This window comes from Sphingomonas sp. BL-S-05 (assembly GCF_055521695.1).
On sequence record NZ_CM145499.1, the window covers coordinates 209,441 to 223,457 of the forward strand.

15 protein-coding genes are annotated in these 14,017 nt (G+C 67.7%); 8 read left to right on the forward strand and 7 right to left on the reverse strand.

What is annotated here, in order from left to right:
- On the reverse strand, positions 1-1,275 hold the full coding sequence (gene purD / locus ACZ1JS_RS00925; protein WP_465167296.1) for a phosphoribosylamine--glycine ligase: 1,275 nt from the start codon (positions 1,273-1,275) through the stop codon (positions 1-3).
- On the opposite strand from purD, the gene xseA reads away from it, so the two are divergent.
- From xseA to ACZ1JS_RS00955, 6 genes are all read left to right on the forward strand, one after another.
- Positions 1,274-2,647: an exodeoxyribonuclease VII large subunit gene (gene xseA / locus ACZ1JS_RS00930; protein ID WP_465167297.1), complete on the forward strand. Its 1,374-nt coding sequence runs from the start codon at positions 1,274-1,276 to the stop codon at positions 2,645-2,647. The genes purD and xseA overlap by 2 nt on opposite strands.
- Before the next feature lie 11 nt (positions 2,648-2,658).
- Positions 2,659-2,856, forward strand: coding sequence for a DUF2093 domain-containing protein (locus ACZ1JS_RS00935; protein ID WP_345879036.1), 198 nt, complete (start codon positions 2,659-2,661; stop codon positions 2,854-2,856).
- Positions 2,853-3,647, forward strand: a complete 795-nt coding sequence (locus ACZ1JS_RS00940) for a M23 family metallopeptidase (protein ID WP_465167298.1) — start codon at positions 2,853-2,855, stop codon at positions 3,645-3,647. Before ACZ1JS_RS00935 ends, ACZ1JS_RS00940 begins: the two co-directional genes overlap by 4 nt.
- Before the next feature lie 55 nt (positions 3,648-3,702).
- Positions 3,703-4,230 (forward strand): superoxide dismutase family protein, encoded by a 528-nt coding sequence (locus ACZ1JS_RS00945; RefSeq protein ID WP_465167299.1) that lies wholly within the window; start codon positions 3,703-3,705, stop codon positions 4,228-4,230.
- Between the two features lie 35 nt (positions 4,231-4,265).
- The gene (locus tag ACZ1JS_RS00950; RefSeq protein WP_465167300.1) at positions 4,266-5,342 is read left to right on the forward strand and encodes a lactonase family protein; all 1,077 of its coding nucleotides are present in this window, start codon (positions 4,266-4,268) and stop codon (positions 5,340-5,342) included.
- Between the two features lie 72 nt (positions 5,343-5,414).
- Positions 5,415-5,675 carry a hypothetical protein gene (locus ACZ1JS_RS00955; RefSeq protein ID WP_465167301.1) on the forward strand — a complete coding sequence of 87 codons (261 nt, stop codon included), beginning with the start codon at positions 5,415-5,417 and terminating at the stop codon, positions 5,673-5,675.
- A gap of 3 nt (positions 5,676-5,678) precedes the next feature.
- On the opposite strand, the gene ACZ1JS_RS00960 is transcribed toward ACZ1JS_RS00955, so the two are convergent.
- Both ACZ1JS_RS00960 and ACZ1JS_RS00965 read right to left on the reverse strand, forming a co-directional pair.
- Positions 5,679-6,275, reverse strand: coding sequence for a 5'-methylthioadenosine/S-adenosylhomocysteine nucleosidase (locus tag ACZ1JS_RS00960; RefSeq protein WP_465167302.1), 597 nt, complete (start codon positions 6,273-6,275; stop codon positions 5,679-5,681).
- Positions 6,190-6,786: a hypothetical protein gene (locus tag ACZ1JS_RS00965; protein ID WP_465167303.1), complete on the reverse strand. Its 597-nt coding sequence runs from the start codon at positions 6,784-6,786 to the stop codon at positions 6,190-6,192. The genes ACZ1JS_RS00960 and ACZ1JS_RS00965 overlap by 86 nt, the downstream gene beginning before the upstream one ends.
- Before the next feature lie 515 nt (positions 6,787-7,301).
- Between ACZ1JS_RS00965 and acnA the strand changes: the two genes are divergently transcribed.
- Positions 7,302-9,977, forward strand: coding sequence for an aconitate hydratase AcnA (gene acnA / locus ACZ1JS_RS00970; RefSeq protein ID WP_465167304.1), 2,676 nt, complete (start codon positions 7,302-7,304; stop codon positions 9,975-9,977).
- A gap of 75 nt (positions 9,978-10,052) precedes the next feature.
- Positions 10,053-11,057, forward strand: a complete 1,005-nt coding sequence (locus ACZ1JS_RS00975; protein ID WP_465167305.1) for a glycosyltransferase family A protein — start codon at positions 10,053-10,055, stop codon at positions 11,055-11,057.
- A 4-nt stretch (positions 11,058-11,061) separates the two neighbouring features.
- Here ACZ1JS_RS00975 and ACZ1JS_RS00980 read toward each other — a convergent pair whose 3' ends face one another.
- The 4 genes from ACZ1JS_RS00980 to ACZ1JS_RS00995 form a co-directional block, all read right to left on the reverse strand.
- Entirely contained in the window at positions 11,062-11,904 is an 843-nt protein-coding gene (locus ACZ1JS_RS00980; RefSeq protein WP_465167306.1) for a hypothetical protein, read from the reverse strand.
- A 197-nt stretch (positions 11,905-12,101) separates the two neighbouring features.
- Positions 12,102-12,848 carry an HAD-IIB family hydrolase gene (locus tag ACZ1JS_RS00985; RefSeq protein WP_345879048.1) on the reverse strand — a complete coding sequence of 249 codons (747 nt, stop codon included), beginning with the start codon at positions 12,846-12,848 and terminating at the stop codon, positions 12,102-12,104.
- Between the two features lie 63 nt (positions 12,849-12,911).
- On the reverse strand, positions 12,912-13,292 hold the full coding sequence (locus tag ACZ1JS_RS00990) for a hypothetical protein (protein ID WP_056459369.1): 381 nt from the start codon (positions 13,290-13,292) through the stop codon (positions 12,912-12,914).
- Positions 13,285-13,983 (reverse strand): EI24 domain-containing protein, encoded by a 699-nt coding sequence (locus ACZ1JS_RS00995; protein ID WP_465167307.1) that lies wholly within the window; start codon positions 13,981-13,983, stop codon positions 13,285-13,287. The genes ACZ1JS_RS00990 and ACZ1JS_RS00995 overlap by 8 nt, the downstream gene beginning before the upstream one ends.
- Positions 13,984-14,017: the final 34 nt, after the last annotated feature.

The following is a 14,017-nucleotide window of genomic DNA, read 5'->3' on the forward strand; positions in this document are numbered from 1 at the left end:
TCAATCCTGCTTGTTCTCATTCTCACGCGCGACTTCGCGCCAGCCGATGTCGCGGCGGCAGAAGCCCGGAAAGTCGAGCGCATCGACACCGCGATACGCCGCCGCCTGTGCGGTGGTGACGGTCGCCCCGCGCGCGGTGACGGCCAGCACCCGGCCTCCGGCGGTGACAACGCCCGCATCGCCCATCCGGGTTCCGGCATGGAACACGGTCGTGCCCGCCGCTTCCGCCGCATCGATGCCGCCGATCGGACGGCCGGTCTCGGGCGTGCCGGGATATCCCGGCGCGGCCATGACCACCGTCAGCGCGCTATCGCTCGAAAAGACCGGCGCTTCCGCCTCGGCCAGCCGCCCTTCGGCCACCGCCAGCAACAGCGGCAACAGGTCGCTGTCGAGCCGCGCCATCAGCACCTGGCATTCGGGATCGCCGAAGCGCGCATTATATTCGATCAGCTTGGGGCCACGCTCGGTCAGCATCAGCCCGGCATAGAGCACCCCCGAATAGGGCGTGCCGCGCGCCGCCATCGCCGCCACGGTGGGGCGGACGATGGTATCGATCGCCAGCCGCTCCAGTTCGGGCGTCAGCACCGGTGCGGGCGAATAGGCGCCCATGCCGCCGGTATTCGGACCGGTGTCGCCGTCGCCGACGCGCTTATGGTCCTGCGCCGATCCGAACGGCATCAGCGACACGCCATCGGTCAGCACGAACAGGCTGGCTTCCTCGCCCGCCAGAAACTCTTCGATCACCGCCTCGCCGCCGGGCTTCTCGAAGATCGCGGCCAGCGCGTCCTCCGCCTCGCCCCGGTCCATCGCGATCGTCACGCCCTTGCCCGCCGCCAGCCCGTCGGCCTTGATGACTACCGGCAGCGAGAAGGGGGAGAGCGCCGAAATCGCCGTGTCGAGATCGGTGACGCGGACATAGCCGGCGGTCGGAATATCCGCCTCGCGGCACAGATCCTTGGTGTACCCCTTCGATCCTTCGAGTTGCGCGGCGGCAGCCGACGGGCCGAAGGTCGCGATGCCGCTGCTGCGCAGATCGTCGGCCAGCCCCGCGACCAGCGGCGCTTCCGGTCCGATCACGACCAGCCTGACGGTCTGTTCGACGCAGAAGCGCACCACCGCGGCGTGATCGGCGACGTCGAGCGGCACCAGCGTGGCGACTTGCGCGATGCCGGGGTTGCCCGGTGCGGCATAAAGCGTACCTAGGAGCGGCGAACGCGCCAGCTTCCACGCCAGCGCATGTTCGCGCCCACCCGATCCGATCAACAGGACATTCATGGACGATCGCTTCCCCGGTTTTCAGTCGAGCCGGCTCGTAGCCGAGCAACAGCCCGGCGACAACGCCGCGCCCGAAAGCGTGTCCGAACTGGCCGGTCGCCTCAAACGCATGGTCGAGGGCGAATTCGGCCGCGTCCGCCTGCGCGGCGAGATTTCGGGCTATAAGCGCGCATCGTCGGGCCATGTCTATCTGTGCCTGAAGGACGATTCGGCGCTGATCGACGGGGTGATGTGGCGCGGATCGGCGGGCAGCCTGCCCTTCACCCCGCAGGACGGGGTCGAGGTGATCGCCAGCGGCAAGCTGACCACCTATCCCGGCCGCTCGCGCTATCAGATCGTGATCGACCGGATGGAACTGGCCGGCGAGGGCGCGCTGATGGCGCTGCTTGAGAAATTGAAGGCGAAGCTGGCGGGGGAGGGGCTGTTCGACCCGGCGAAGAAACGTCGCCTGCCATTCCTGCCGCGCACCATCGGCATCGTCACCTCGCCGACCGGCGCGGTCATCCGCGACATCCTTCACCGGCTCGAGGATCGCTGCCCGACCCATGTCATGGTCTGGCCGGTCAAGGTCCAGGGCGAAGGATCGGCCGCGGAGATCGCGCGCGCGGTGCAGGGGTTCGGGGCGTTGCCGGAGGACGGTCCGGTCCGCCGCCCCGACCTGCTGATCGTCGCGCGCGGCGGCGGGTCGATCGAGGACCTCTGGTCGTTCAACGAAGAGATCGTCGTCCGCGCCGTCGCCGCCTCGCCGATCCCGGTCATCTCGGCGGTCGGTCACGAGACCGATACGACGCTGTGCGACCATGCCGCCGACCTGCGCGCGCCGACCCCGACCGCCGCCGCCGAGATCGCGGTGCCGGTCCGTGCGGAACTCGCCCACAACATCGCCACCCTGTCGCTGCGTACCCAGCGCATCGTCCGCCGCTATCACCAGCGCGGCAGCGAGCAGCTGGCGGCGCTGGTCCGCGTCATGCCCCGCCGCGACGCGTTGCTCGGGCCGCAGCGCCAGCGGCTCGACGACGTCGCCGCGCGCCTGTCGCTGGCGCTCGAACGCCGTGTTGCGACCGCGCGCCGCAATCTCGACCGCCACGGCCATGCGCTCCGCCCCGCGATGCTCACCCAGCGGCTGGCACAGGCGCGGGCACAGTTCGAGGGGACGGCGCGGATGCTGGCGCAGGTCGATCCCGACAATCTGCTGCAAAAGGGCTATGTCCGCGTCACCGCCCGCACCAGCGGCAAGACGGTCACGTCCGCCGCCGAAGCCCGCTCGGCAGGCGCGCTGCAGCTCCATTTCGGCGACGGCGTGCTCGAGGCGAAGGTTGAGCGTACCCCCGGCCGCGCCTATGTCGAACCGACCCAACCCACCCTGCTCTAGAACCGGACCCTATGCTGAAATCCGAAAGCCGCCCCGCGAAGCTGCAATATCTGACCAATAATTTCCGGGTGCTGGTCGATGGCGACTTCGTGACCTGTGCGGTCACCGGCGCGCGCATCCCGCTCGACGAACTGCGCTACTGGAGCGCGGATCGGCAGGAAGCCTATGTCGACGCCGACGCCTCGACAAAGGCGCTGGCGCCGCAGTGATCGCGCTCGCCGCCGCGCTGCTGCTGGCGGCCCAGCCCGCAATCACGCTCGACGGTACGCCGGGGCAGGGCGCGGCGATGACCGGACGGGTCCCGCCCGGCACGACGCTCACCCTGAACGGACAGCCCGTAGCCGTCGCCCCCGACGGCGCGTTCCTGATCGCGTTCGATCGCGACGCCGGCCCCGCCGCCACGCTGCTCGCGACGTTGCCCGACGGCCGCCCGCTGGTCCGCACCCTCGCCATCACCCCGCGCGCATGGCGGATCGAGCGGCTGCCGACCCTGCCGCGCGTGTCGCAACCCTCCGCCGAATTTCAGCGCCGCCGCGCCCCCGAACTGGCGCAGATCGCCGCCGCCCGTGACAAGGCGACCGACGCGCAGGGCTGGCGGCAGCGCTTCGTCTGGCCCGCCACCGGTCGCATCTCCGGCCTGTTCGGGTCGCAGCGCATCTATGCCGGCGAACCCGGCGCCTATCATTCGGGCGTCGACGTCGCCCGCCCGACCGGCACGCCCGTCGTCGCCCCGGCCGATGGCGTCGTCATCCTCGCTGCGTCCACGCCCTTCACGCTCGAAGGCAATTTGTTGATGATCGACCACGGCATGGGGTTGAACAGCGCCTTCCTGCACCTGTCGCGCATCGACGTGAAGCCCGGCGACCGCGTCGCCCAGGGCCAGGTCGTCGGCGCGATCGGCGCGACCGGTCGCGCGACCGGCCCGCATCTCCACTGGAGCATGAAGTGGCGCGATGCGCGCATCGACCCGCTGTTGCTTGCCGGAGCGATGCCGCAATAAGGAACCGCCGACCGCCTCCGATCATTCCGCCTCCAAATCAAAGGGGACTGCGACCATGCTGCGTGCCACCATCCTGACCGCCCTTGCCGCCACCGCGCTGGCCGGCTGCACCACCACCACGGGAACCGGCGCCGCCACTGCCGGCCGCAGCGCCACCGCACCGCTGCGCACCGCGACCGGCGCCGATGTCGGCACCGTCACCGCGACCGAAATGGCGGGCGGCGTCCAGATTCGCGTCGACGCACGCGGCATGCCCGTCGGCGTCCACGGCGCGCATGTCCACACCACCGGCCGCTGCGACGCGCCCGACTTCACCACCGCCGGCGGTCACTGGAACCCGACCTCGAAGCAGCACGGCACCAGCAATCCGGCAGGCCCCCATGCCGGCGACGCACCCAATCTGACCATCGGCGCCGACGGCACCGGATCGGTCACGATCATGCTGCCCGCCGGCACGATCGACGGGATGCTCGACGCCGATGGTTCGGCCTTCGTCATCCACGCCAATGCCGACGACTATAAGACCGACCCGTCGGGCAATTCGGGCGGGCGCATCGCCTGCGGCGTGTTCGCCGCCGCCTGATTGCGCGCACGACCGGCCACGGGCATAGCGTCGGGATGACCACCCGACGCACGCTCCTGGCCGGTATGGCCGCCACCGCCACGCTCGCCGCCATCCCCGCCCGGGCCCAGCGCGGCGGACTGGACCTGATCGCCGGCACCTATGCCCGGCCGGGCGGGCAGGGGCTATACCAGCTCCCCGCCCGCGGTCGCGGCTGGAGCGTCGGCGCCGCCGACCCCGCGCTCAAGGACATTTCGTTCGGCGTCAGCCGGGGGTCAATGCGCTATCTGGTCCGCGAATCGGCGGCCGGCCGGCTGATCGCCACCGATCGCGACGGGCGCATCCTCGCCGATCTGCCGAGCGGCGGCGACGATCCCTGCCATGTCGCGCTCAACCATCGCGGTAACCTGCTGGCCGTCGCCAATTATTCTTCCGGAACCGTCGCGCTCTATCCGCTCGCCGCCGGCCTGCCCCAACCGCCGATCGTCCGCCAGCACAAGGGCACCGGCCCCAACAAGGATCGGCAGGGCGCCCCCCACGCGCATTGGGTCGGCTTCACCCCGAACGACCGTTTCTGCCATTCGGTCGATCTCGGCGCCGATACGATTTTCGCCTATCCGCTCGACAGCGGCGAGATCGGCGATCCGGTTGTCGCGTGGCGCGCCCCCGCCGGGGCCGGCCCGCGCCATATGGCCTATCATCCGACGCTGCCGATCGGCTATGCCGTCACCGAACTCGCCAACACGCTGGTCACGCTCGATGCACAGGCCGATGGCAGCTTCACCACCCGCGTCACCACCTCGCTGCTCCCGCCCGGCTGGGAAGGCCAGTCGCAGGCCGCGCATATCGCGATCGACAGCGCCGGCCGCCGCCTCTACGCCTCGAACCGCGGCCACAACAGCATCGCCATGTTCGACCTTGCCGAGGACGGCACCGCGACGCTCGCCCAGCATATCGACTGCGGCGGCAACTGGCCGCGCTTCTTCCTGCTGATCGAGGATAGCGGCCAGTTGCTGGTCGCCAACGAACGCAGCGGCGACGTGGCGGTGTTCACCGTCACCGTCGACGGCCCGATCCGCCCGACCCCGGCGCGGCTGAAGGTGCCAGGCGTGGTGTTCCTCGACCGGGCGTAGAGTGCCGCCGCACGCAAACATGTTTTAAAACAGCGGCTTGCTAGTAACCGTCCGACGTCTCACCATGTGACCATGGCGATCGAAGGTCACGACGGTTACGAAGGGGCGTCGCAGCGGACGCGGTGGGGGTGCTTCGCTGCCTTCTTTGTCGGCACCCCCGTATTCGCCTTTCTGTTGTTCGTCGATGCCCTCGGCGACTGCATGCCGGGCAGCGGTTGCAGCCATGGTTTTCTGAGCCAAGTGCTCGTTCCCGGCACGATTGTCGCGCTGGTCGCATTCTTTGCCGCCCGCGCCGCGATCGGGCGGCGGCAACGGCGCAACGACCGACGATAGCCGCTACCCCAGCAAATCCACCGTCACCGCCAGCCGTTGGTCGAGCACCCCCAGCATCGCCGTCCACCCGCCCAGCGCCTCCAGCTCGCCCGGCCCATCGGACACGCCGCGCAGCCCCATCACCGGCACGCCGAAGCGCTGGCACGCGCGCAGCACCGCGAACGTTTCCATGTCGACCATGTCCGCATCGATCGCGTCATAGTCGCTGCCGCCGACGATATCGGCCCCGGTCGACAGTCGCGCTACCGGCCAGTCGAGCGGCGTCGTCAGCGGCATCTCGGCGGGATGGTCGGAAAACGGCGTCACGCCCTTCGCCACCCCGATCCGCGTCGCATCCATGTCGCGCCACGACACGCTGGCAACCTGCCAGATCGACCCCAGCGGCAGCCGCCGCGACCCCGCCGATCCGATCGACACGACCAGATCGGGCAACTCCGCCATTCCCGCCAGCGCCTGCGTGGTCCCGATCGCCGCCTCGACCGGCCCGACCCCGGTGATGAGCGGCACGAAGCGTTCAGCCAGACAGGGTCCATATTCGTGGTCCGTCGCCATGACGAACGCGATCCGCCGCCCCCCGATCCGCGTCACCTGCATCGCCATTCCCCTGCTGCGTCGCATGGTCCGTGGCGGCAGGGGCGGGCGCAGGCAAGGCTTTCCGTACGGCTTCGGCCTCCATCCGACGTCTCGCTGCCTTGATGTTGGCAATCAACATGGCGTCGGTTTCCGCCTGTGTCGCCATATGCGCGATAACCGGCTCCCCGTCGTCCCGCCGCCCATCGCCGATGCCGCGCGTCACCAGTAACCGCAACAGGCTGTCCGAATAGCGCCGCCGATGCCCGACGATCTTGCCGCCATGCCACACCGGCTCCTCCCAACCCAGCACGGCGCGTTCATATGCCGCCTGTTCGATCGTCGGCGCGACCTTGGCCAGCGCCCGCCGCCACGCCCGATCGAACGCCACCGACCGGTCGCGCATCCGATAGGCGGAGGTGGTGGAAATCTGCGCCCGCGCACAGGCATCGCGCACCGACCCCGTCTCGCTCAACGCCCGCAGGAACGCCCGCTGCCGCTGCGGCGTCCACCCGTCATGCCGCACCCGATATGTCACCATCCCCCACCTCCCTGATGATGGTGGAACGTTACGGGAACATGAAGGCTGTAGGAAAGCGGAAACCACTGGCAACGTCCTCCTCGCGCGAGACCTTTGCAAAAGTCCCCTGCGTCACAGTAGATTTGCCGTACCCCCGCGTAGGCGGGGGTCCAGAGCCACGCAAAACAACGGCTTGCGTTTGAGGTCCTGGACCCCCGCCTGCGCGGGGGTACGCGATAAGGCTGTTGATCGGGACCTGCGCAGGGGGCTCGCCTGCGCGGTAGGATGGCCGCTTGCAATCGCAAACCCCGCTCTACCCCGACAAAAACGGTTATTATCGCTATTGCAAAGCGAAAGCATTTATGTTGCACTAAAAGTCGGCGATCGTCCGGCCCGGAACCGGATTCACCCACTTCCCCCGGCTTTATACGGTTGCTAAGGCGCACCGGTACAGCTCGATAACCTCCCGCGGCGGCATGCACGTCGACGGCCCCCGGCCGATCGATCCCGCCCGCGACCAACTGGGAAGGATCCGCATGACCGCTATCGGCCAGGACACGCTCGGCACCCGCGACACGCTCGATGTCGGCGGCAAGACCTATTCTTACTATTCGCTGGCAAAGGCGTCGGCAAAGCTCGGCGACGTGTCGCGGCTGCCCTTCTCGATGAAGGTGCTGCTGGAGAACATGCTGCGCTTCGAAGACGGCGTGACCGTCACGCCCGAGGACGCACAGGCGATCGTCGATTGGCAGAAGGACGCCCGCTCGGACCGCGAGATCCAGTATCGCCCGGCGCGCGTGCTGATGCAGGACTTCACCGGCGTTCCCTGCGTCGTCGATCTGGCGGCGATGCGCGATGCGATCACCAAGCTCGGCGGCGATGCGGGCAAGATCAACCCGCAGGTTCCCGTCCACCTCGTCATCGACCACTCGGTCATGGTCGACGAATTCGGCACGCCGACCGCTGCCGAAGAGAATGTCGAGCTGGAATATCAGCGCAACATCGAACGCTATGAATTCCTGAAATGGGGTTCGAAGGCGCTCGACAATTTCTCGGTCGTGCCGCCCGGCACCGGCATCTGTCACCAGGTGAACCTCGAATATGTCGCGCAGGCGGTGTGGTCGTCGGAATCGACCGACGGTTCGGGCACGATCGCCTATCCCGACACGCTGGTCGGCACCGACAGCCACACGACGATGGTCAACGGCCTCGGCGTGCTCGGCTGGGGCGTGGGCGGCATCGAGGCGGAAGCGGCGATGCTCGGTCAACCGGTGTCGATGCTCATCCCCGAAGTCGTCGGCTTCAAGCTGACCGGCAAGCTGCAGGAAGGCATCACCGCCACCGACCTCGTGCTCACCGTCACGCAGATGCTGCGCGCCAAGGGCGTGGTCGGCCGCTTCGTTGAATTCTATGGTCCGGGCCTGTCGTCGATGACGCTCGCCGATCGCGCGACGATCGCCAACATGGCGCCCGAATATGGCGCGACCTGCGGCTTCTTCCCGATCGACGACAAGACGATCGACTATATGCGCCTGACCGCGCGTCCGGCCGAGGTGATCGCGCTGACCGAAGCCTATGCCAAGGCGAACGGCTTCTGGCGCGACGAAAACGCCGTCGACCCGATCTTCACCGACACGCTCGAACTCGACATGTCGACCGTCGTGCCGTCGCTCGCCGGGCCGAAGCGTCCGCAGGACCGCGTCGAACTGCCGAGCGTCGACGACGTGTTCAACGGCGACCTGACCAAGGTCTACAAGAAGGACGCACCGAAGCGCGTCGCGGTCGAGGGTGAGAATCACGACATTGGCGACGGCGACGTCGTCATCGCCGCGATCACCAGCTGCACCAACACCTCGAACCCGTCGGTGCTCGTCGCCGCCGGCCTCGTCGCGCGCAAGGCGAACAAGCTGGGCCTGAAGCCCAAGCCGTGGGTCAAGACCTCGCTGGCGCCCGGTTCGCAGGTCGTCACCGACTATCTCGACAAGGCGGGTCTGACCCAGGATCTCGACGCGGTCGGCTTCAACCTCGTCGGCTATGGCTGCACCACCTGCATCGGCAATTCGGGTCCGCTGGCGGCACCGATCTCGGCCGCGATCAACGGTAATGACATCGTCGCCGCCTCGGTCCTGTCGGGCAACCGCAATTTCGAAGGCCGCGTGTCGGCCGATGTCCGCGCCAATTTCCTCGCCTCGCCGCCGCTCGTCGTCGCCTATGCGCTGAAGGGCACCGTGACCGAGGATATGGTGACGACCCCGATCGGGCAGGGCTCGGACGGGCAGGACGTCTATCTGAAGGACATCTGGCCGTCGAACGAAGAGGTCGCCGACCTCATGGCCGCCAACATCGACGACGGCATGTTCCGTTCGCGCTACGGCAACGTCTATGCCGGCGACAAGCACTGGGCGGGCATCTCGGTCGAGGGGTCGGACACCTACAACTGGCCGACGTCGAGCACCTACATTGCCAATCCGCCCTATTTCGAAGGGCTTACGATGACGCCGAACCCGACGTCGGACATCATCGAGGCAAAGCCGCTGGCGATCCTCGGCGACTCGATCACCACCGACCACATTTCGCCGGCCGGTTCGATCAAGGCGGACAGCCCGGCCGGAACTTTCCTGCAAGAACATCAGGTTAGCCGCCGGGACTTCAACAGCTACGGCGCCCGCCGTGGCAATCACGATGTCATGATGCGTGGCACCTTCGCCAACATCCGCATCAAGAACGAAATGGTCCCCGGCGTCGAAGGCGGCATGAGCCGCTATGACGGCGAAGTCATGCCGATCTACGACGCCGCCATGCGCCACAAGGCCGACGGCACCCCGCTGGTCGTAATCGCCGGCAAGGAATATGGCACCGGCTCGTCGCGCGACTGGGCGGCGAAGGGCACCAACCTGCTGGGCGTCCGCGCGGTCATCACCGAAAGCTTCGAGCGCATCCACCGCTCGAACCTCGTCGGCATGGGCGTGCTGCCGCTGCAGTTCGCCGAAGGCGTGACCCGTCAGACCCTCGGCCTGACCGGTGACGAAAGCTTCACGATCCAGGGCGTCGCCAACCTGCGCCCGCGCCAGGACGTCGAAGTCATCCTGACCCGCGCCGACGGCTCGACCGAGACGTTCCTGACCAAGTGCCGCATCGATACCGTCAACGAACTGGAATATTTCCTGAATGGCGGCATCCTGCAATATGTGCTGCGCAAGCTGGCCGCATAAGCGCGCCGCTTGACGGATAGGGCGGGCCGCGTCTCCGACCGGAGGCGCGGCCCGTTTGGTTTGGAGGGGGCGGATATGGCGAGCATCACGGTCATCACGGTGTTCCATAATCGCGCCCACCGGGTGCGGCCGTCGATCGAATCGCTGCTCGCGCAGGATTGCGAGGACGTGCGGATCGTCGCCATCGACGACGGATCGCGCGACGGCACGCTCGCCGAACTGTACGCACTGTCGGCGCCGAACCTGACCGTCGTCGCCCAGTCCAACCGCGGCTTCACCGCGACCATGGCGGCGGCATGCGCGACCGCCGACACCGATTTCATCGCCGTCCATGGTGCGGGCGACGAAAGCCTGCCCGGTCGGCTCCGCGCCCAGCGCGACTTCCTGCTGGCCCACCCGAACGTCGTCGCGGTCGGCTGCGCGATCGAGAATGTCGAGGAGGGCGGCAAGGGCTATGTCGTTCAGCCGGCTCAGCCGATCCGCAAGGGGCCGATGATCGCCGGCTTCGGCATCTCGCACGGCGAGGTGATGTTCCGTCGCTCGGCCTATCTGGCGGCGGGCGGCTATCGCCCCTTCTTCCGCGTCGCACAGGCCACCGACCTGTTCCGTCGCATGAGCCGGATCGGCGACTTCGGCTATGTCGGCCAGCTATTGTACCGCCGTTTCCTGTTCCGCGACGGGGTCAACGCCTCCGCGGCCAAGTTCGCGGAACACGAACTCTATTCGGCCATCGGTCACGACGCCTTCGTAGACGCCTTGGCACGCGATGCATCGGCCGACGTCATCGACCGGCACGGCGTCCTTGCGCCCTATTACATGCCGCGGTCGAAGAAGATCGCTGGCGGCCTCGCCCGCGCCGCGGTCGTCCACTGGCTGCAGGGCGACGATCGCATCGCCCGCCACCTCGCCCGCCGCTCGCTTGCCGAGAAGCTGACGCTACGCGGCACGATCGTCGCGGCGCAGTTGCTGCTGTCGACCATCGGCCTGCGCAACGCGATGCAGCGGCTGGCGGTGAAGACCAATCGCGGCCGCAACGAATACGCCCTGTCCCGCTTCTACCGCCCGCCGGGAGTGAAATAACGGATCAGCCACCCGCTATCGTCCGCCGCTCGATCAGGGCGTGGAGCACCGACAGCGCGACCATCGGTTGCGGGACACCATGGACATCGATTTCGTTGACGTTACTGGTCCCGCGGCGTTCGACCAGCGCGATCCAGCCACGGGCATCGTCTCCTTCAACCAGCCCGGCATGGATCAGATCGTCGCCGTCGATCTCGCGGTACACCTCACCTGTCCCCGGCGCGATCCAGACCACCCGCCGGTCGGTCACCGCCATGGTACCGAACAGATCATACCACAAACGCTGCATCGCCTCGGGTCCGTGGAGTAGCGCTGCCCCCAACGGGCCAGTAAAGGCGAACAGGGCGAAAACGAACAGGAACACCCGGAACAGGGGATCGATGTCGCGGCCCGCGATCCACCACAGCAACAGCAGGATACCGGTTAAGCCGAGCACGGCCACGCCAGAGGCGATCAGTCGCATCCTGGTCAAGCTTCGCCAGCCTTGCTTCCCCTGCCATCGGATGACTTCGCCGGGCATGAGTGCGAAAGCATCGATCGCGCCGCCGCCACGGATGCGCCTTGCCTCCAGGTCCACGCGATACGCCCGTAACATGCCCCCGATGAACCGCCACAGCGTCAGGCCGCACAGGAACAATAGTGGCGGCAGCGCGACCACCTGAACCTGCCAGGTCGGCACCAGTGTCGAAGGACCGCGGCCCCAACGGACCCGCGTCATCTCGTCCGGTGACGTCGCGATGAAGTAGGTCGCACCGAACAGGACCAGCAGGAGCGGCGCCATGCCCATAAGGACGACCAGCGACCGCGCCTTCCACCCCTTCGACCAACTGCCCCGCTTCCGTGCCACGAAATCCCCGCTGCCGATACGCCGCTTTCCTACAGCGAAGGGCTTAACCTATCGTCGACAGCGCTCTTTCAAAGGTCCGTTCAAAACGTCGGTCGACCGGCCGAAGGCACCTCACAGCGCAATGCTGCACGAGTGTGAACTTTGTGAACTTTGGACCGCCAACCCCGCCCCGCGCGCGGCGGGGCAGGGGACCGCGGTTACTTCTGGCAGGCGACGATCGCCTCGATCACCGCCAGCGTTTCCTGCGGGTCGCGGATCTTGACCGTGTCCATGCCCGCCGCCTTCGGCGCATAATCATTGCCGCCGGGGAAGATCGCGTCGCCGATGAACAGCATGTCGTCGGTGGCGATGCCGCTGATATCGGCCAGCTTGGCGAGGCCGGTCGCCTTGTCGACGCCTTCCTTGGTGATGTCGATCGACGTCGCGCCGCCCATGTTGATCGACAGCCCGGGCAGGCGCTGCTTCAGATCGGCCTGGATGATCTTGCGCTTCTCGAACTTGGGATCCCAATGTTCCTTGGCATCGATCGGCGCCTGCTGGCCGAGCGCCGAGAAGGTGATCTGGCTGCCGCGATCCTCGATCCGCTCGCCCCAGGTCTGTTCGGGGACGAAGCCGGTCGCTTCCAGTGCCGCATCGAACGCTTCGAGGATCTTCGCCTTGGTCGCATCGTCGAACAGGTCGGCATAGACCGTGTTCCAGCGGCCATCGCCATGGGTGTAGAGCTTGGTGCCGCTGGTCGGCATCATCCACAGCCGCGACAGGTCGGCGCGTTCGGGCAGGCGGCTGGCGACCTGCTTTTCGAATTGCGGCCAGTCGCCGCCGGAGATGATCGCGACATGCGCGACGCCTAGCAGGTCGGCCAGCGCTTCGCCCATCGCCTCGGTCAATTGCTGTTTGCTTTCGGCCAGGGTTCCGTCGAGGTCGAAGGCTACGAGTTGCTTCATTGGTTCACTCCGGCAGGGGGCGAGCGACGGCGGGCGCCGTCGCGGGAAAAATTGGCAGGATGGTCAGCGACCGCCCTCGCGGCGGGTCAGTGCGGCGACGCAGCTTGCCCGGTCGATCGGCGCGCCGTTGCGCTGGCGCGAATCGATATGGCGGACCACCGGCACGCCACCGTCCTGTGGCGGGTAGAGATAGGCGTCGAGAACGCAGATGTTCGATCCGAATTGCAGCTTGCGACCCGCCCCTTCGGTCAGGTCGAGCTGCGGCTGGCCGAACAGGCCGGTCAGCGCATTGGCGTTCTGCCCCAGCACCCGTTCGAGGCCGACGGTGCCATAGGTCGGTCTGGGCGGGACGGGCAAGGCATTCTGGCGGACGACCGGCGCGGTCGACCCGGCACAGGCCGACAGGGTCAGCCCTGCGGCGACCGCGATGAAACCGCTACGCATGTCCGTCCCCCCTTGGGCGCCGCCGGTGAAACCGATGCGTCGCCATCGCCGCGCCGATCAGGGGCGCAACGAAATTCACAAACGGCACAAGCAGCAATCCGGTTCCGGCCAGCCCCAGCACGAAGCGTCGCCCGCCCGTCGCGGACCGTTCGGCGCGCATCGCCGTGGGCGGCAGGTGCCGGGCGGCGACCATGTCGGACAGGTCGCGCCCCAATAGCCAGCCATTGACGACGAAGAACACCGCCGCCGTTCCGATCCCGGTCGCGAGCAGCACGAGATAGAGCGGCAGGAAGAACAGATTGACCGCCAGCGCGCGTAGCGCCGACGTCGCGCTCATGCGCAACGACCGGCCGATCGGCACCGGCCGTGCGGTGGCGAGGGCGGCGGGATAATGTTTCGCCTCGACCGCTTCGACCACTTCGTCGGCGAACAGGCCGATGACCGCGATCGCGACGATGCGGAACAACAGCCACGCGATGCCGATCGCGGCGATCGCCGCGGCCACCGCCGCCAGGGTGCCGGCATCGTCGCCCAGCAGCAGGAAGTCGGCGGCCAGCCAGTGCGCTCCCCATGCCAGCACCGCCCCAAGGGCAGCGAGGAGCACAAGGGTCAGCGTCAGCGACTTTGCCAGCACGCGCAGAAACGCACGGTCGCCGAGTTGGCCGACGGACAGGAGAAAGCTCTGGATCATCGTCCGTGACGATGCGGGGAGCGCCGCTCGCCGT

Bases quoted from the DNA above. Each gene is read 5' to 3' on its own strand.
- ACZ1JS_RS00965 (WP_465167303.1), bottom strand. From the start codon at position 6,786: ATGGTGACATATCGGGTGCGGCATGACGGGTGGACGCCGCAGCGGCAG.
- xseA (WP_465167297.1), top strand. From the start codon at position 1,274: ATGGACGATCGCTTCCCCGGTTTTCAGTCGAGCCGGCTCGTAGCCGAG.
- purD (WP_465167296.1), bottom strand. From the start codon at position 1,275: ATGAATGTCCTGTTGATCGGATCGGGTGGGCGCGAACATGCGCTGGCG.
- acnA (WP_465167304.1), top strand. From the start codon at position 7,302: ATGACCGCTATCGGCCAGGACACGCTCGGCACCCGCGACACGCTCGAT.
- ACZ1JS_RS00955 (WP_465167301.1), top strand. From the start codon at position 5,415: ATGGCGATCGAAGGTCACGACGGTTACGAAGGGGCGTCGCAGCGGACG.
- ACZ1JS_RS00995 (WP_465167307.1), bottom strand. From the start codon at position 13,983: ATGATCCAGAGCTTTCTCCTGTCCGTCGGCCAACTCGGCGACCGTGCG.
- ACZ1JS_RS00935 (WP_345879036.1), top strand. From the start codon at position 2,659: ATGCTGAAATCCGAAAGCCGCCCCGCGAAGCTGCAATATCTGACCAAT.
- ACZ1JS_RS00990 (WP_056459369.1), bottom strand. From the start codon at position 13,292: ATGCGTAGCGGTTTCATCGCGGTCGCCGCAGGGCTGACCCTGTCGGCC.
- ACZ1JS_RS00950 (WP_465167300.1), top strand. From the start codon at position 4,266: ATGACCACCCGACGCACGCTCCTGGCCGGTATGGCCGCCACCGCCACG.
- ACZ1JS_RS00945 (WP_465167299.1), top strand. From the start codon at position 3,703: ATGCTGCGTGCCACCATCCTGACCGCCCTTGCCGCCACCGCGCTGGCC.
- ACZ1JS_RS00975 (WP_465167305.1), top strand. From the start codon at position 10,053: ATGGCGAGCATCACGGTCATCACGGTGTTCCATAATCGCGCCCACCGG.
- ACZ1JS_RS00960 (WP_465167302.1), bottom strand. From the start codon at position 6,275: ATGGCGATGCAGGTGACGCGGATCGGGGGGCGGCGGATCGCGTTCGTC.
- ACZ1JS_RS00985 (WP_345879048.1), bottom strand. From the start codon at position 12,848: ATGAAGCAACTCGTAGCCTTCGACCTCGACGGAACCCTGGCCGAAAGC.